Origin of the sequence: Nocardioides sp., from assembly GCF_050699375.1 — a bacterium.
Taxonomy (GTDB): Bacteria; Actinomycetota; Actinomycetes; order Propionibacteriales; family Nocardioidaceae; genus Nocardioides.
Map to the genome: position 1 here is coordinate 1 of NZ_JBOHDN010000011.1, position 16326 is coordinate 16326.

Annotated in this window: 14 protein-coding genes; 4 read left to right on the forward strand and 10 right to left on the reverse strand. The window is 70.8% G+C overall.

Going from position 1 to position 16326, the window contains the following annotated elements:
• Positions 1–200 precede the first annotated feature (200 nt).
• Genes ACRDPS_RS00440 through ACRDPS_RS00455 form a run of 4 tightly spaced genes read right to left on the reverse strand, consistent with a single transcriptional unit; the run spans position 201 to position 7173 of the window.
• Positions 201–2960 carry a DEAD/DEAH box helicase gene (locus tag ACRDPS_RS00440; RefSeq protein ID WP_431499643.1) on the reverse strand — a complete coding sequence of 920 codons (2760 nt, stop codon included), beginning with the start codon at positions 2958–2960 and terminating at the stop codon, positions 201–203.
• Positions 2961–3015: 55 nt separating this feature from the next.
• Positions 3016–3678, reverse strand: coding sequence for an ATP-binding cassette domain-containing protein (locus tag ACRDPS_RS00445; RefSeq protein ID WP_431499644.1), 663 nt, complete (start codon positions 3676–3678; stop codon positions 3016–3018).
• Entirely contained in the window at positions 3671–4543 is an 873-nt protein-coding gene (locus tag ACRDPS_RS00450) for an ABC transporter ATP-binding protein (protein WP_431499645.1), read from the reverse strand. Before ACRDPS_RS00450 ends, ACRDPS_RS00445 begins: the two co-directional genes overlap by 8 nt.
• Positions 4540–7173: an FtsX-like permease family protein gene (locus ACRDPS_RS00455; RefSeq protein WP_431499646.1), complete on the reverse strand. Its 2634-nt coding sequence runs from the start codon at positions 7171–7173 to the stop codon at positions 4540–4542. Before ACRDPS_RS00455 ends, ACRDPS_RS00450 begins: the two co-directional genes overlap by 4 nt.
• Positions 7174–7289: 116 nt before the next feature.
• Between ACRDPS_RS00455 and purE the strand changes: the two genes are divergently transcribed.
• Positions 7290–7787, forward strand: coding sequence for a 5-(carboxyamino)imidazole ribonucleotide mutase (gene purE / locus ACRDPS_RS00460; protein WP_431499647.1), 498 nt, complete (start codon positions 7290–7292; stop codon positions 7785–7787).
• Between the two features lie 219 nt (positions 7788–8006).
• Here purE and ACRDPS_RS00465 read toward each other — a convergent pair whose 3' ends face one another.
• From ACRDPS_RS00465 to ACRDPS_RS00475, 3 genes are read right to left on the reverse strand one after another with little or no spacing between them, the layout of a single operon-like run.
• Positions 8007–8321, reverse strand: a complete 315-nt coding sequence (locus ACRDPS_RS00465) for an AtuA-related protein (protein WP_431499648.1) — start codon at positions 8319–8321, stop codon at positions 8007–8009.
• On the reverse strand, positions 8318–9658 hold the full coding sequence (locus tag ACRDPS_RS00470; RefSeq protein WP_431499649.1) for an acyclic terpene utilization AtuA family protein: 1341 nt from the start codon (positions 9656–9658) through the stop codon (positions 8318–8320). The genes ACRDPS_RS00465 and ACRDPS_RS00470 overlap by 4 nt, the downstream gene beginning before the upstream one ends.
• Positions 9646–10998, reverse strand: a complete 1353-nt coding sequence (locus ACRDPS_RS00475; protein ID WP_431499650.1) for a CitMHS family transporter — start codon at positions 10996–10998, stop codon at positions 9646–9648. The genes ACRDPS_RS00470 and ACRDPS_RS00475 overlap by 13 nt, the downstream gene beginning before the upstream one ends.
• A 65-nt stretch (positions 10999–11063) precedes the next feature.
• Between ACRDPS_RS00475 and ACRDPS_RS00480 the strand changes: the two genes are divergently transcribed.
• Positions 11064–12014 carry a LysR family transcriptional regulator gene (locus ACRDPS_RS00480; RefSeq protein ID WP_431499651.1) on the forward strand — a complete coding sequence of 317 codons (951 nt, stop codon included), beginning with the start codon at positions 11064–11066 and terminating at the stop codon, positions 12012–12014.
• Here ACRDPS_RS00480 and ACRDPS_RS00485 read toward each other — a convergent pair.
• A complete protein-coding gene (locus ACRDPS_RS00485) occupies positions 12005–12457 on the reverse strand; it encodes a CoA-binding protein (protein ID WP_431499652.1) in 453 nt (150 codons plus the stop codon). The genes ACRDPS_RS00480 and ACRDPS_RS00485 overlap by 10 nt on opposite strands.
• Positions 12458–12542: 85 nt before the next feature.
• Here ACRDPS_RS00485 and ACRDPS_RS00490 point away from each other — a divergent pair, with 85 nt between their 5' ends.
• The gene (locus tag ACRDPS_RS00490; protein ID WP_431499653.1) at positions 12543–13715 is read left to right on the forward strand and encodes an acyl-CoA dehydrogenase family protein; all 1173 of its coding nucleotides are present in this window, start codon (positions 12543–12545) and stop codon (positions 13713–13715) included.
• 122 nt (positions 13716–13837) lie between these two features.
• The gene (locus tag ACRDPS_RS00495; protein WP_431499654.1) at positions 13838–14353 is read left to right on the forward strand and encodes a GNAT family N-acetyltransferase; all 516 of its coding nucleotides are present in this window, start codon (positions 13838–13840) and stop codon (positions 14351–14353) included.
• A gap of 389 nt (positions 14354–14742) precedes the next feature.
• On the opposite strand, the gene arfB is transcribed toward ACRDPS_RS00495, so the two are convergent.
• Both arfB and ACRDPS_RS00505 read right to left on the reverse strand, forming a co-directional pair.
• Positions 14743–15168 (reverse strand): alternative ribosome rescue aminoacyl-tRNA hydrolase ArfB, encoded by a 426-nt coding sequence (arfB, locus tag ACRDPS_RS00500; protein WP_431499655.1) that lies wholly within the window; start codon positions 15166–15168, stop codon positions 14743–14745.
• A gap of 122 nt (positions 15169–15290) precedes the next feature.
• Complete coding sequence (locus ACRDPS_RS00505) at positions 15291–16319, reverse strand: LacI family DNA-binding transcriptional regulator (protein WP_431499656.1); 1029 nt, start codon at positions 16317–16319, stop codon at positions 15291–15293.
• Positions 16320–16326 lie beyond the last annotated feature (7 nt).

Genomic DNA, 16326 nt, shown 5'->3' on the forward strand with positions numbered 1-16326 from the left:
GCCGAGACGTCACTTCTGCAGGCCGAGAGGTCACCCGCGTGCCAACTCGGCCTGCAGAACCGACGCCTCGGCCTGCAGAACTGACGCCTCGGCCTGCAGAGGTGACCCTTCGGCCTGCAGAACTGACGCCTCGGCCTGCAGAGGTGACACTTCGACCTGCAGGGGTGACGCTTCGGCTCGAGCCTTTTGGGACAGCTGGGTCAGACGCCGAGGCGCCGGCGTTCGGTGGCGACGACGTCGCGGGCGATCTCGGCGTCGGAGGCGTCAGAGGCGAGGGTGGTGGAGGGGTCCTCGGGCTGAGAGGTCTCGTACGCTTCGGGGCTGCTGGCCGCGGTGGCGCTGACCCGGGCGAAGTCGTCGAAGAGCTCGGCCTTGGCGGCGAGGATGTCGTGGATGCGCTGGTCGACGCCGACCTCGGAGAGCAGGCGGTGGACCTGGACCGACTGGAGCTGGCCCATCCGGCGGGCGCGGGCGATCGCCTGCCACTCGGTGGTCGGCTTGAGCTGAGGTTCGCAGATGACGACGACGCTCGCCGACTGGATGTTGAGGCCGACACCGCCGGCGACGATCTGCGTGACCAGGACCGCGCCGTGGCCGGCCGCGGAGAACTCGTCGACCATCTGCTGGCGCTCCTCGGCCGGCACAGACCCGGTGAGCGGGCCGAAGACCTCGCCGGGGAGCAGCTCGGCCAGGTCGTCGAGGACCCGTCTGAAGTGGGAGAACACGATCACGCGGCGGCCGTTCTCCTCGGCCTCGCCGACGATCTCGACTAGCCGGGAGACCTTCGCCGACGCGGTCGTCTGGAGCATGGCGGCCTGCCGCATGGCCATGAAGTTGCCGTCGCGGACGCACGCGGCGTACGCCCGCTCGTCGGCAGTGGAGAGCGGCAGCCAGTCCTCGACCTCGACGAGGTCGGGGAGCTCGGTGAGTACGTCCTCCTGGTTGCGGCGCAGGTAGACCGGCGCGACCTGCTTGCGGAACCGGTGCGGGTTGAACTCGTCCGCGGAGAGCAGGAGATCAGGGCGGAGGTAGGAGACCAGGTTGCGGAACTCGTCGATGCGGTTCTCCATCGGCGTCCCGGTGAGCAGGATGGCACGCTCGGAGGAGTCCAACATCCGACGTACGCGCTCGGTCCGCTGTGTCCGCGGCGACTTGATCATGTGCGCCTCGTCGACCACGACGCACGCGACGTCGACCTGGTCCAGGAACGGCTGGATCGCGGTCAACGTCTCGTAGGTGGTCACGGCGACCCCGCCCTGTTCGACCCACACCTTGGCGGCCCGGGATCGCCGGTTGCCGTGCAGGCGGTGGGGGATCAGGGTCGTCTTCGACTCCGTCTCGCGCACCCAGTTGGTGACCACGGCCGCGGGACAGACCACCAACGTGTGGGACGCGCCCATCGCGTGCAGATGAGCGAGGACCGCGAGCGACTGGAGCGTCTTTCCGAGCCCCATCTCGTCGCCGATGATGACCTTCATCTGCACCAACGCGAACCGGACGCCGAAGTGCTGGTAGCCACGCAGCGAGGCCGTCAGGTTGCTCGTACGCAGCTCCTGGGCCCGCACGGCCTCGATGATCTCGGCGGAGAGGTCACCGTGGATCTTGTCCTCGTCCTCGGTGAGGAAGCCGAGCTCGGAGAGCATCGCGTAGTAGTCGGCCGGGCGCTTCTCGAAGTCCGCCCAGGGATCGGCGGGCCGGTTGCCCGGTCGCACCCGGCGCGCCATCTCGGCGCGGTGGGCGATCGCCCGCAGCGCACCCCGGAAGTCGTCGAGGCTGGCCGCGTTGGCGAGGATCAGGTAGAACTTCGCGCCGCCCTTGGCCGGCTGAGTGAGCGATCGGGTCAGCGGCCGCAGCGACTGGACCAGGGCCAGCTCCGCACCAGCATCCTTCGTACGCCGCCCGGCCTCCCACTCCGCCAGCCGATGCAGCAGCCTGGTGGCTGCCGGAGTGCGGCGCTCGTTGTCGACGGCCAGGGGCATCTCGTCATAGGTCCGTTGCCACAGAGCCTGCGCCGCCTCCTGCATCCGCATCGCGGTGGCGGGTCCGACTCCGGGGAGCTCGCGCAGGTCGGAGGGGGGATGGATGACCTCGTGGACGGTGTGGATCCCGGCCTCGAGGAGGGGCTCGATGCGTACGAGATCGGCGAGCTCCTCGACGGACAGGCTCCTGACCGCGGTGTCGGTGTCGACGCTCCGGACCGCGTTGCCGGCCTCGATCGCCGCGCGACGGGTGGGCTCCTCGGAGCGCCTGGCCTCGTTGAGCGCCTCGCCCTCGTTGCGCAGGACGAGGATGCCCTTGCGTGGGGACAGCACCGCCTCCGAGCCGAGGCGGTGTGCTCCTGTCGAAGGGTCGGAGAGAGCCTCGAGAAGACCGACGCTCGGCAGCAGCGCCTCACGGACCCGGACCCGGCGACGGTCGGGCCGTCTGCTGACCTCGCCGAGCAGCCGGGCCGCGTCGAGCTCGCACGCCCAGTAGTGGAGGTCGAGGAGCCGCCTGCCCGCCAGATCCGCCTCCGCGCGGCGGCTCCCGCGCAGGAGCAGGCGCCTGGCGCCGTACGCCTTCTTCGCCTGCCCCACGGCGTCCTCGATGTCGGCCAGCGCGTCGATGAGCTCCCGAGTGGTCTCCCCGACGGGATCGAGCGCGTGGCGCCGGGCGATCGCGGCGAGCCGCGGCCCGTCGCTCCGGTCGAGCGCGATGCTGCGCCAGGCGACCTGGGCGGCGCGCTTCATCTCGGCGGCGTTCGCGCGGTAGTGGTCGACCGCCTCGGCGGCCTCCTGCTCGATCCGGGCCCTCGCCTCGGTCGCCGAGCTCGCCTGCCGCGACCAGGACGAGACCTGGCGCAGCCGGGAAGGGAGCTGCTTGCGCTCGGCCTTGGAGATCCCGGTGAACCGCTCGACCGCGGTCGGGTGCGGCGGCGTGCTGATAGCCAGGTCGGTGCCGGTGGTGGTAGCTGAATCCATCTGCCTGTGAGGAGTCGTGGGGGTGGGCCCGCACACTAGCGGGCAGCACCGACAATCAGGTGACAGGCAGAGGTCGGGGCCATGACACGACTCCCTCGTCGAGCGCGAGCTCGGCATCGGCGACCGCCGCGGCCTCAGGGTCATGGGTGGCCAGGACGACGACAGCCCCACCCGCGGCCTCGGCGCGGAGGGCGGCGATCATCCGCTCGCGGTTGTCCGCGTCGAGATCGCTGGTGGACTCGTCGGCCAGGAGCACCCCGGCCCGCATCGCGAACGCGCGCGCCAGCGCGACCCGCTGCTGCTGTCCGCCTGAGAGCTCGTCGACCAGATGACGCCCGGACTCCTCGAGGCCGACGAGCTCGAGCGCCGCCGCGGTGCGCTCGAGCGCCTCCTGAGGAGGCACCTTGCGGGCGAGCATCGGCACCAGGACGTTCTCCTCCGCGGAGAGGGCTCCGGCGAGCCCGTTGCCCTGCGGGATGAGGCTGACGCCTCGAGCGGCGGCGTCGTCCCGGCCACTCAGCGGCGTCCCATCGACCTTCACTGCTCCTGCTGCCGGGGTCAGCGCGCCGGCCAGCGCCCACAGCAACGACGACTTCCCGGCTCCGGATGGCCCGGTGACCGCCAGCATCACTCCGGCCTCGAGATCGAGGTCGATCGGGTGGACGGCGACCAGGCCGTCGTACGTCACCGACAACCCCTCCGCGCGAAGCTCACTCATCGGTCGCCACCTCGTGCCCGGGAACCAGCTCGTAATGACCGTCGACCGGATGGAAGCGGACCAGTGTGCCGGGCGGAAGCACGTCGCGTACGTGGCCCGGAAGGGGGAGGAAGCCATCGGCCGTCACCACGGCGTACTCCTCCCCGCTGCGACCCTCACCGCCGATCCGGCCGTCGCGGATGGTGACCGTGCGGGGCAGGAACGCGGCGACGTGCGGATCGTGGGTGACGAGCACGACGGTCGTGCCGTGGGTGCGGTTGATCCAGGTCAGCCGCTCGAGGACGAGGTCGCGGGCCTCGTGACCGAGCTGGCTGGTGGGCTCGTCGGCGAGGACGAGCCCTGGCCGGTTGGCGAGAGCGACCGCCAGGGCGACGAGCTGGAGCTCACCAGGGGTGAGGCTCGCGAGCGGACGCTCGGCCATGTCGGCGATTCCGAGCTCGCTGAGCACCTCGTCGGGCGCGGGGAGCTCCTTGGTCCGGCCTGCCGAGCGCTGTGCGAAGGCCACGTTGGCGGCCGGAGTGGCGTAGGGCAGCAGGTTGCGTCCCGCCCCCTGCAGCATGAGCGAGACCTCGGTCGCCCGGAGTCGGTCCAGCTCCTTCGGGCCGGCCGAGGAGACCTCGTGGTCGCCCACGAAGATCTTGCCGGCGCTGGGCCGGAAGACACCGGCCAGGAGGCTCATCAGGGTCGATTTCCCAGAGCCCGAAGGGCCCAGCAGCCCCATCAGCTCGCCCGGTCTCACGTCCAGGTCGACGCCGGAGAGGGCGGCCACGTCGTGTCCCTCGGCGTGGTAGATGTGCACCAGGCCCTGGGTGCGGATGGCCATCCCGGTGATCGCCGCGCGGTTCGCTCGCTTGCGCTCGCTCATGCTGTCTCCCGGACCCGGTCGAGTCGCGCGGCGGCCGCGACCGCGCGGCCGAGGAGGACGGCGGCCGTGCCGAGGATCAGCAGGCAGCCGAGGGTGGTCAGTCCGACGGCCTGCCAAGGAACGGACAGGTCGACCGTGTCGACGGCAGGTGGCTGTGCGAAGAGGGGGATGTCGGGCAGAGTCAGACGGGCACCGAGCACACCGGATCCGGCCCCGGCGAGGACTCCCAGAACCACGGGCAGCAGCTGCGCGGCGCCGGGGAGCCGAGCGACCGTACGCCGGTCCACGCCCGCCAACCACAGCGAGGCCAGGTCGCGGGCGCGGGTGCGCCAGCCGGTCACCGTGAGCACGCTCAGCGCGAGCACGGCGATCGCCACGGCGGCGAGGCCGACCACGGCGCCGAGCCGCAGGCTCCAGGCCGCGACCGACTCGTCGAGGCCGCGGCGTACGTCGCCCAGGGTTCGGGTCTCGGTGACGATGATTCCGTCGTCCTCGAGATCGGCGCTGACCCGCTCGAGCAGCGCCCGGTCCGCTGTCGCGAACCAGAGGGAGATGGAGGAGTCGGCGTCAGGAGAGGCGACGTCCTGCGCCGTGGCGAGGTCGACCAGCGCGACGTCCGGGCCGCCGCCGGGGATCCGGTCGATGGCCGCGACCTCCTCGCCGTCCTGCTCGATCCCGTCGAGGCCGACGATGGTGACCTCGTCCTCGAAGAGCGTCCCGGTGGTGATGACCGCGACCGGCTCGCGCGCCTCGGCGTCGCTGAGCGCCTTCCACTGGTCGGCGCTGGGGCCGTGCCCGGCGCCGAAGAGGGCGATCCGCCGGAACCCGTCCGGCTCGACGGCGAACGTCGTCGCGCCGCCGCTGGGGGCCGCGGCGCGTACGACCGGAGTGACCCGGGTGCCCTCGGGGTCGATCCTCGCCAGCGCCTGACGGACTGCCTGGAGGTTGTCGGCGGTCGTCCGTTGCCCCTGGAGCTCGGTGACCAACGGCGCACCTGCCTCCTGCTCCGCCGCGACCGCGCGGTTGTGCTCGCCAACGATGAGCCCGCAGACGGAGAAGACGGCGAGGGCGCTGGCCACGGTGGCCAGAGCGACCGTACGCCGGGTCGCGATGCTCCGCGCCGCGTCCAGCAGCGAGACACCGGCGCGCAGGCGCCCGCGGCCCAGCAGCGCCCGCCCGATCCGCATCGCCGTCGGGGTGAAGAGGTGTGCGAGAACCAGCCCGACGAGCGCTGAGAGCAGCGCCGGCGCGGCGAGCGCGATGGGTCCGGTCAGGCCGCCCGTCACGAAGGCGACCACGCAGGCCCCGCACGCGGCGATGGCCACCGCATCACCCGCGCCGAGACCCCATCCAGCACGACGGCGGCGGGTTCGGTGGAGCAAGGTGCCGAGGGGCTCGCGCGCGACACGGTAGACGGCCGCGTACGTCACCAGGACCAGGGCCGCGACGGCGATGATGCCGGACAGCAGCACGCCCCGGGGAAGCTCGAAGGGTGGTTCGCCGGGCAGCGCGTACTGCCGGGCCAGGGTGGACGCCAGGATCGCGACGGCGGCCCCCGGGACGATCCCGGCGAGCACAGCGGGGAGAAGCTCGCCCATCAGCAGGGATCTGGCCCCTGCGGTGCCTCGTCCTCGAAGCCGCGCGACCACCACCTCCGGGCGGCGTTGGTCGGTCGCGGCGAGCAGCATCAGCCACAGGACGATCAGGCCCAGCACGGCCAGCTGCACGAGGAGCAGCGGCACCGTCGTCCGGCTCTGTTCGATCTGGGCGTCGACCTCGTCGGTGAGCTCGGGCAGCGACGTCACCAACGACGTGATCGAGTCCTCGAAGAGCTCCTCGCTGACCTCTACCTTGTCGGCTTTCGCGCGGAGGTCACCCAGGTCGTTCTCGAGAGCGGCCAGCTCATCGACTCCCACGTCATCGGCGCGCAGTCGCGAGCCCACCCAGGGGCGCTCGATGTGGAGCAACGGTGTCGTGCCGCCGAAGGTCGACTCGTCGGTCAGCCACACGTCGTGCTGGGCGACGTCGCCGGCGGCGATCCCGGCCAGCCCCTCCAGCCGGAGTCCCTGCCACCACGCTTCGTCGTCGGCCCGGTAGGTGCCGACGACCTCATAGGTCACGATCGGCGTCGGCGGCTGATGGAAGTTCACGTCCGGAGGCGGTTTCCCGGCCAGCGACCTCACCGTGGTGCCGATGGTGAAGCCGTAGGTCTCGGCCTCGTTCTCGGTGATGAGGATCTCGCGACTCCGGTCGGGACAGGTGCCGGTGGTGATCTTGATGTGGTCGCACTGCCCCTCGCGCCACCACAGGTCACCTTCCGGGGCGGTGGGCGAGCCGAGCTCGAGGTCGGCGATGGCGTTGCGTCCGGTGACAGGTTCGTCGAAGTGCGAGGAGTCCGGAAGCTGACGCGTGAGAGCTGCGGGGTCGGTCCGCTCCAGGAGGTAGTCCGCGCTCGGTCCGAAGATCTGGAGGTCGCGCTCCACGCTGGTCGCGTCGTCGAGCGTGACCGCGACCGCGGCCTGCCGCATCGCCCGGTCATAGAGAGGTGCGAAGACGGCGCACGCGGTGATCAGCGCCGACAGCAGCGAGATGACGACGGCTTGGCCGAGCCGGTATCTCATGGCGGACATCACCGGCACACGATCTCTTGACCTTGTGGAGTGCGACAGCGAATTACGGGCAGGATGGAATTCCGTTACGCCACCGTTAGACAGCCCGGTGCCCGCGTACGCCTAGCCTTGGCCTCATGAGCACACGCGTAGGGATCGTGATGGGGTCCGACTCCGACTGGCCGACGATGAAGGCCGCCGCCGACCTTCTCGACGAGTTCGGGATCGAGTGGGAGGCCGATGTGAAGTCGGCCCACCGGATGCCGCAGGAGATGCTCGACTACGGTCGCGAGGCCGCTGGTCGCGGCCTCTCGGTGATCATCGCCGGCGCCGGCGGCGCCGCCGCTCTCCCGGGCATGCTCGCCTCGGTGACGCCGCTCCCGGTCATCGGCGTCCCGGTGCCGCTCAAGTACCTCGACGGCCTCGACTCGCTGATGTCCATCGTCCAGATGCCCGGCGGCATCCCCGTCGCGACCGTGGCCATCGGCAACGCCAAGAACGCCGGCATCCTCGCCGCCCGCATCCTCGGCGTCGCCGACCCCGACCTGCAGCAGAAGCTGGTGGCGTACGAGAAGTCGCTCGCCGAGCTCGCCGCCGCCAAGGGCGAGGTCGTACGCGACGCAACCCGATCCTGAGTTGTGAAGCTGAGAGTGGTCTATAGGGCACTCTCAGCTTCACAACCTCTGTTCGCCCCATCGCTGCGGCTGCGCCAGAAGTCGTCAAACGTTGGGTGCTGCGGGTAGGTCACCAGCGTGCCGGGAGCGGTGTCGGCCTGCCAGCTTCGGATCTGGGCGTTGGGGATGCCGCCGCGGTAGATCGTGTTCTCGTACCCACCGTGAGTGCATTTTGGAGCATCAGGGGGTCCTCTCGAGGCGGAGCATCAGCAGGTGGTAGCCGAGGGTCTTGCCGTGGCCGTCCAGGCCGGAGTAGCCGGTCACTCCGCCGGCGAGGACCGCGGGCACCCGGAAGACGAGCGCGGGCAGATGTGGAAGCTCCGTGCGCACCACGGGCTCGGCGACGCCGAAGTGGCCCGCGACCGCCTCGGGGGTGAGGGCGCGTTCGAGGAAGACGTACGCCTCCGGGTCACGTGGCAGGACCGCGAGGATCAGGGTGTCGCCCTTGTCTCCGGCGCGTACGTCGGCGAGGTCGTCGACAGTGAGGTCGCTCATCGCTCCTCCATCAGGGTCACGGTCGGGGAGACGAGATCGCGGGGCACCAGGCAGGAGCGGACCACCAGCGACTGCTGCACGCCCGTGCGGGCTCCGCCGCCTCCCGCAGGCCCGTTGGTGTAGAGCGACTCGACCTCCCAGCCGACGGTGCGCGCCGAAGCGGCGTTGTCGGTGCGGGCGGTGACGCGGAGGCGTACCTCGAGCGGTTCGGTCGCCGGCGCCAGCCCACGGAACGCCGCACCGGTGCCGATGAGCTCGACCCCGATCGCGTCCGGGGCGATGCCGTGCACCTCCGCGAGGCGTTCGCGGACGATCTCCGCCGCCAGCTCCGCGCGCGCCAGGGCACGCGGACCGGCGTAGGAGATCTGCCCCTCGCCGAGCCAGCCGCCGCGGAAGCCGAGGGTCACCTTGAGCTCGTCGGGCCTGGTGGTGCCGTTCGCGCCGGCCACCTCGACCCGGTCCAGGCCAGCCTGGTGGAAGGAGACGCCGGAGAAGTCGGCGACCACGTCGGGGGTGAGGTATGCCTCCGGGCGGTCCACCTCGTAGAGCAGCTGCTCGGTGGCGGTGCGTACATCGAGCCGGCCGCCGCTGCCGTCGAGCTTGCCGAGCGTCGCGGTTCCGTCGGAGCGGACGTCGGCGAAGGGGAAACCGAGGCGCGCCAGCCCCGGGACCGGCTTGGTGCCCGGGTCGGCGAAGTAGCCGCCGGTCAGCTGGCCGGCGCACTCCAGGAGGTGGCCGACCACGGTGCCGGCGGCGAGCCGCGGCCAATCGTCGGCAGCCCAGCCGTACTCGTGCTGCAGCGGGCCGAGATAGAGGGCTGGGTCCGCGACCCGGCCGGTGACCACGACGTCGGGGTCGTCGGTGAGCGCCTGGCGGATGCCATCGGCGCCGAGGTAGGCGTTGGCCGAGACCAGCTCGTCCTCACAGCGGGAGAGTGGCTCGCCGGTCTCCCATACGACAGGGTCGAGGCGGCGTACAGCTTGGAGTGCGTCATCGCCCGTGACGACCGCGACCCGGGTGGGGCGGCGCAGGGACCGGGCCACGGCGGCGACGCGGCGACCGGCGGCGAGAGGGTGGGCCGCGCCGGCGTTCGTGATGATCCGGGTGTGCCCCGGCTCGATCACCGGCAGGACGGCGCGCATGCGCGCCTCCAGCAGCGGGTCGTAGCCGTCGTCGGGGTCGGCGAGGCGGCGCAGCTGCCCGGCGGCCACGGTCCGCTCGCCCAGGCACTCGAAGACCAGGTAGTCCAGTGCGCCGTCCCGGGCCAGCTCGACCGCGGGGTCGATCCGGTCGCCGGCGAACCCGGCGCCCGCTCCCAGCCGGATCACGAGGCCCACACCGGGATGACGCCGGTGACCAGCGCGACGGCAAGCATGACGATGGAGACCAGCCACGCCCACCCGATGAGGTGCCGGATGTGCTTGCCGATGTCGACCCCTGCCAGACCGACCAGCAGGTAGAACGAGCCGGTGAGCGGGCTGATCGGGAATCCGACCGTCTCCTCGCCCAGGATCGAGGCCTGGGCGAGGTCGGCCGCCGCGATGCCGTGCAGCTCGCCGACGCTGATCAGGACCGGGAGGACGCCGAAGTAGAACGGGTCCGGTCCGAACACCAGGCTGAGCGGGACGGCCAGCACCGCGACCAGGACCGGGAGTGCCGGAGCCGCTCCGTCGGGCAGTGCGCCGGCGGCCGTCTTGGCCATCGCCTCGATCATGCCGCTGCCTTCGAGGATGCCCAGGAAGACTCCGGCCGCGATCAGCGTGGTGGCCATGAGCATCGCGCCCTTGGCGTGCGCCTCGATGCGATCGGTCTGGTCCTTGAGGCCGGGGTAGTTGATCAGGAGCGCGACGACGACGGCGATCAGGAAGATCAGCTCGGGCGTGGCGGCCGCGCTGACCAGGGCGGCGATGACGGCGACGGTCAGGGCCACGTTGACCCAGAACAGCCGGGGGCGGCGCAGCTGCTGCTCCTCGGCGGTGAGGGAGCCGACCGCGTCGCGTACGTCGGTGGCCGCGACGTCCTCGGCGCCGGACGCCTCTGCGGTGGCCCCTGTCGGGGTGGCGGCGAGCCGCCGGGTCTCGCGACGGCCGAGGAACCAGGCGATGGCCAGGACCGCGACGATACCGGCGAGCTGGGCGGGGATGAGCGGGACCCACAGCTCGTTCGCCGGTACGCCGGAGGTGGCCGCGGCCCGGGCGGTGGGGCCGCCCCAGGGGACGATGTTCATGACGCCGGCGCCGAGGCCGACGCAGGTGGTGAGGACCAGTCGGCTCATCCCGAGCCGGTCGAAGAGCGGCAGCATGGCCGGGATGGTGATCAGGAACGTGGTCGCGCCGGCGCCGTCGAGGTGAGCGGCCATGGCGAGAGTCGTCGTGGCCAGGCAGACGGTGACGGGCGCGTTCCCCGCGAAGCCGACGATGCGCCGGATGATCGGGTCGAACATGCCGGCGTCACGCATCAGGCCGAAGTAGACGATCGCGAAGACGAACATCGCCACCACGCCGACGACCCCACCGAGGCCACCGGCGACGAACTCACCGATCTTCACAGGGGAGAAGCCGGCGACGAGCGCCGTCAGGACAGGGACACCGGCGAGCGCGACCACGGCCGCGACCCGGTTGGTGAGGAGAAGGGCGAGGATCACCGCGACGGTGATGAAGCCCATGAGGGAGAGCATGGACACGAGTGTGATGACGATCACTTGTTCCTGTCCAACACCAATACCCGATAGATTGATGTGCTGTGAGCATTGATCTGACCCTGCGGCATCTCCGCGTGGCGCTGGCCGTCGCCGATGCGGGTGGTTACACGCCAGCGGCGCGCGAGCTGCATGTCGCGCAGTCGTCCTTGAGCCGTACGGTGCAGGAGATCGAGCAACGGATCGGCGTCCCGCTCTTCGACCGCACCACGCGGCGGGTGCGTCCCACGTTGGAGGGAGAGGAGTTCCTCGCGACGGCCCGACGGCTCGTCGCCGAGTTCGACACCGCGCTCAACCACTTCGAGGGCTACCTGGCCGGCACCAGGGGAGCCGTCTCCGTGGCCGCGCTCCCGTCCCTGGCCGGCTCGATGCTGCCGCCCGTGCTCGCCGCCTTTCGCCGGGGCCACCCGGAGGTGGCCGTGTCGGTGAAGGACGGATTCTCCGAGGAGGTCCTCGACCTCGTGGTCCGGGGTGAGGTCGACCTCGCCGTCTCGGTTGGCGCGCACGTCCCGGACACCTTGGGCGTACGCCATATCGCGGTCGACGCCTTCGCGGCCGTGCTTCCCGCCGGCCATCCGCTCGCAGCCGAGGAAGAGCTCCGGTGGGCGGATCTGGCGGGCCAGCCGTTCGTCGCCTTCGAGCGCATCTCGAGCATTCGCGGCTACGTCGACCAGGTGCTGGCAGAGACCGGCACGCGGCCCGGCCCGCTCACCGAGGCACGCAACATCGGTGCGGTCGCCGGTCTTGTCGCCGCCGGGCTCGGGGTCTCTGCCGCCCCCAGCCTGGTGCTGCCGATGATGATGTTCGCCGACGTGGAGGTGCGGCCGCTGGTGGCGCCGGTGGTTGAGCGCGACATCTGCCTCATCCACGACCCGCGCCGGCCGATGTCACGGGCCGCGCGAGCGCTCATGCAACTCCTCGTCAGCGCGGGAGAGCGTGAGATCTCCTCGCCGCCGGGCGTGCGGTGGGTCCCGGCGGAGCCGGCTCAGGCCTGAGCGCGCTGCTTGGTTCGCTCGAACCAGATCTTGCTGGGGCAGGTGTCCATGACCATCGGTACGCCGGCAGCAACCGTGCGCTCGAAGGCGGGCTCGTCGACCACGCCCATCTGGAACCAGACGCCGCCCGCGCCGATGGCGACGGCCTCGTCGGCGAACTGGCCGGCCGCCTCCGATCGGCGGAAGACGTCGACGACATCGATCTTCCCGACGGCAGCGGCCGCGTCGGCGAGGGTCGCGTAGACCTTCTCGCCGAGCACCTCCTTGCCCTCGGCGGCGGCGCCGGGATGGATCGGGACGATCCGCTTGCCGTGCTGCTGCAGCTCCTGGGCGATCGAATAGGCGGTGCGGTAGGGATCGCCCGAGAGGCCGACGACCGCCCACGTCTCGGTCTCGTCGAGGAGGTTGTCGATGGTGTCCTGGTCGAGCCATGCCTCGGTCATGTGGGCCACAACAACGACATGGCTCAGCGGATTCCGTGAGCCACCGACTTACTGGCGAGTAGCAAACAGGCATAGACTCCGGGACATGAGTGCCGAGTACCCGTTGTTCGCCCTCTCCGAGGAGCACCAGGAGATCCGCAAGGCCATCCGCGAGATCTGTGACGCCAAGATCGCACCGGCCGCGGCCGCGGTCGACGAGGAGGCTCGCTATCCGCAGGAGGCGCACGACGCGTTGGTCGAGACCGACTTCTTCGCGCCGCACGTGCCCGAGGCGTACGGCGGTGTCGGTGCCGACGCGCTCGCGACCGTCCTGGTCATCGAGGAGATCGCTCGCGCGGACGTCTCGGCCTCGCTGATTCCCGCGGTCAACAAGCTCGGTTCGCTGCCGGTGCAGATCGGCGGCTCCGAGGAGCTCAAGAAGAAGTACCTCGGCAAGCTCGCGGCCGGCGAGGGCAACTTCTCCTACTGCCTCTCCGAGCCCGACGCCGGCTCGGATGCCGCCAACCAGAAGACCCGGGCCGTACGCGACGGCGACTTCTGGGTGCTCAACGGCGTCAAGCGCTGGATCACCAACGCGGGCGTCTCGGAGTACTACACCGTCCTCGCCATGACCGATCCCGACAAGCGCTCCAAGGGCATCTCCGCCTTCGTCGTGGAGAAGTCCGACGAGGGCGTCTCGTTCGGGGCTCCCGAGAAGAAGCTCGGCATCAAGGGATCGCCGACGCGCGAGGTCTACTTCGACAACGTACGCATCCCCGCCGACCGGCTCATCGGCGAGGAGGGCCAGGGCTTCGCGTACGCGATGCAGACCCTGGACCACACCCGGATCACCATCGCCGCCCAGGCCGTCGGTGTGGCGCAGGGCGCGCTCGACTACGCGCTGGGCTACATCAAGGAGCGCAAGCAGTTCGGCAAGCCGATCGCGGAGTTCCAGGGTCTGGAGTTCATGGTGGCCGACATGGGCATGAAGATCGAGGCCGCCCGCCAGCTCACCTACGCGGCCGCCGGACGCTCCGAGCGCGGCGACAAGGACCTCACCTTCTTCGGTGCCGCGGCCAAGGCGTTCGCGAGCGATGTGGCGATGCAGGTCACGACCGACGCCGTGCAGCTGTTGGGTGGCTACGGGTTCACCCGTGACTACCCGGTCGAGCGGATGATGCGCGACGCCAAGATCACCCAGATCTACGAGGGCACCAACCAGGTCCAGCGCATCGTCATGGCCCGCCAGCTCCTCGCCGGGATCCAGTCGACCCTGTGACCGATCGGTGCACCTGATCGGTCTCGTTGAGTGCACGGATCAGGCATGTGCCCGATCCGTGCTGTCTTGGGCGGCGTTGAAGTGCACGGATCGTGCACGGGGCCGCCGCTAGGGTGTGCGGCATGGTGAGCGAGGGGTTCCGGCTGCGCGAGTGGGCGGCGTCGGATGCGGCGGTCCTGCTCGCTGCGTACGCCGGGGTCGGGATGGGCACCGAGCGACCCGCGGGCGTCGACACGCTCGAAGGCGCCGAGCGGCTGATCGCCGGTTGGGCCGAGGAGACGGAGGTCGACAAGGCATACACCTTCGCCGTCGTCGACGGGGACGAGATCCTCGGCCAGATGCGGGTCACGACTCAGCTGCGTGTCCACGCCATCGGCTGGATCTCGTACTGGACCCTCGAGAAGCACCGCGGCCGGGGCGTCGGCAGCATCGGCCTGAAGCTGCTGGCCAGGCACTGCTTCGACGAGCTCGACCTGTTCCGTCTCGAGACCGGCCACCGTCTCGACAACCCCGGCTCCTGCCGCGTCGCCACGTCGGCGGGCTTCCTCGTCGAGGGCCGCGAACGCCAGAAGCTGCTCTACGACGGCATCCGCTACGACACCGAGACCCACGCCCGGCTCGCCACCGACCCCACCTGACCCGCCGAGACGTAACGTACGCAGGCCGAGAGGTCACTTCTGCAGGCCGAGAGGTCACTTTCGCAGGTCGAGACGGCACCGAGATGCCAACTCGATCTGCAGAGCTGACGTCTCGGTCTGCAGGGCTGACGTCTCGATCTGCAGAGGTGATGTCTCGGCCTGCAGGGCTGACGTCTCGATCTGCAGAGGTGATGTCTCGGTCTGCAGGGCTGACGTCTCGATCTGCAGAGGTGATGTCTCGGCCTGCAGAGGTGACGTCTCGATCTGCAGAGGTGACGTCTCGGCCTGCAGAGGTGACGTCTCGGCCTGCAGAGGTGACGTCTCGGCCTGCAGAGGTGACGTCTCGGCCTGCAGGGGTGACGTCTCGGCCTGCAGAAGTGACTTCTCGGCTAGTCCTGAACCCGGCCGCGGAGCTGCTTGGTCTGGCTGCGCTGCCGTTTTGAGTCGAGGCGGCGCTCCTTGGAGCCACGGGTTGGTCTGGTGGGGCGGCGGGTCGGAGGTGGCGGGGATAGGAGGTCGCGGATGCGCATCGCCAGGCGCTCGCGGGCGGCTACGCGGTTGCGGTGCTGCGAGCGCTGCTCGTGGGAGACGACGACGAGCGGGCCGGAGGAGCGGCTCAGGATGCGCGCGAGCTGAGACTCGTCGAGTGCGCCGGAGGAGGCTGGGTCCCACTCCAGCTCGACCCGGGAGTCGGTGGTGTTGACCGACTGCCCGCCCGGGCCGGGGGAGCGGGAGAAGCGTTCGTTCAGCTCGGAATCGGGGATGACGAGACCCTCGGGCAGGCCAGGGCCCGACGGCACGCGTACGTCCTTCATCGCTTCCTCTCGATCACCGCCATTGTCGCCGAGCCTGGGGGCCTCGGACAGTTCGGGGCACTTCGGGCCATCACCCGCCGGTGGATGGGCCGGAACGCCCGAACTACCTCGCCCGGAGATGCTCAGGCCACCGGCCCGGTCGAGTCGCGCACCACGAGCTCGGCGGGTACCCGCTGTCGCCGGGCCCGTGAGCCCGGTTCCTTCAACGCCAGCGTGAGCGCCCGAGCGCCCATGTCGGCCATCGGCAGGCGGACGGTGGTCAGGCCGGGCGAGAGGTCCTGGGCGACGGCTACGTCGTCGAAGCCGCTGACCGAGACCTGGCCGGGCACCGAGACGCCGGAGCTGCGCAGCTGCGAGAGGCAGCCGATGGCCATGTCGTCGTTGAGGGCGATGACCGCGGTCGTACGTGGGTGGTCGGCGAGCATCCGGCGGATGCACTCACGTCCGCCCTCGCGGGTGAACGGGCCGTCGAGCACGGGTACGTCGCCGGCGTCGAGCCCCGCGGAGGAGAGCGCGTCGCGCACCCCGTCGAGCCGGTCGGCGACGGTGGTCAGGTCCAGCGAGCCGGAGACGACCACGATGCGCCGGTGGCCGAGGCCGAGGATGTGTTCGGCGACGGCGCGGCCGCCGGGCCGGTTGTCGGGAAGCACGCTGTCGACTCCGAGATGGTGCCGGCCGACGACGGCGACCCGGCCACCCGCCTCCGCGTAGCGCTGCACCTCGAGCCGCATCGGTGCCTCGACCGAGGCGTCCACGAAGCCCGACCCGGCGATCAGGATCGCGCCGACGCGGTTGGCGACCAGGCTGCGTACCTGCTCGACCTCCGCGTCGGGGTCACGGCCGGTGTGGCAGATCTGGACGGTGCGGCCGTGCTCGGCGGCGAGGCTGAGCACGCCGCTGGCGATCTCGGAGAAGTAGGGGTCGCCGATCTCGTGCACGACGAGCCCGATGGTCGCCGTGGACCCGCTGGCGAGCGAGCGCGCGTGCAGGTTGGCGACGTATCCCAGCTCGCGCGCCGCCTGACGGACCTTATCCGCGACCTGGTCGCTGACTCCCGGCGTACCCGAGAGTGCCCGTGAGGCGGTCGCGATCGAGACGCCGGACGCGTCGGCGACGTCGATCAGGCGCGGGGAGCGGCTGGACCGGACCATCGAGACC

Bases quoted from the DNA above. Each gene is read 5' to 3' on its own strand.
- ACRDPS_RS00440 (WP_431499643.1), bottom strand. From the start codon at position 2,960: ATGGATTCAGCTACCACCACCGGCACCGACCTGGCTATCAGCACGCCG.
- ACRDPS_RS00445 (WP_431499644.1), bottom strand. From the start codon at position 3,678: ATGAGTGAGCTTCGCGCGGAGGGGTTGTCGGTGACGTACGACGGCCTG.
- ACRDPS_RS00450 (WP_431499645.1), bottom strand. From the start codon at position 4,543: ATGAGCGAGCGCAAGCGAGCGAACCGCGCGGCGATCACCGGGATGGCC.
- ACRDPS_RS00455 (WP_431499646.1), bottom strand. From the start codon at position 7,173: ATGTCCGCCATGAGATACCGGCTCGGCCAAGCCGTCGTCATCTCGCTG.
- purE (WP_431499647.1), top strand. From the start codon at position 7,290: ATGAGCACACGCGTAGGGATCGTGATGGGGTCCGACTCCGACTGGCCG.
- ACRDPS_RS00465 (WP_431499648.1), bottom strand. From the start codon at position 8,321: ATGAGCGACCTCACTGTCGACGACCTCGCCGACGTACGCGCCGGAGAC.
- ACRDPS_RS00475 (WP_431499650.1), bottom strand. From the start codon at position 10,998: ATGCTCTCCCTCATGGGCTTCATCACCGTCGCGGTGATCCTCGCCCTT.
- ACRDPS_RS00485 (WP_431499652.1), bottom strand. From the start codon at position 12,457: ATGACCGAGGCATGGCTCGACCAGGACACCATCGACAACCTCCTCGAC.
- ACRDPS_RS00490 (WP_431499653.1), top strand. From the start codon at position 12,543: ATGAGTGCCGAGTACCCGTTGTTCGCCCTCTCCGAGGAGCACCAGGAG.
- ACRDPS_RS00495 (WP_431499654.1), top strand. From the start codon at position 13,838: ATGGTGAGCGAGGGGTTCCGGCTGCGCGAGTGGGCGGCGTCGGATGCG.
- arfB (WP_431499655.1), bottom strand. From the start codon at position 15,168: ATGAAGGACGTACGCGTGCCGTCGGGCCCTGGCCTGCCCGAGGGTCTC.
- ACRDPS_RS00505 (WP_431499656.1), bottom strand. From the start codon at position 16,319: ATGGTCCGGTCCAGCCGCTCCCCGCGCCTGATCGACGTCGCCGACGCG.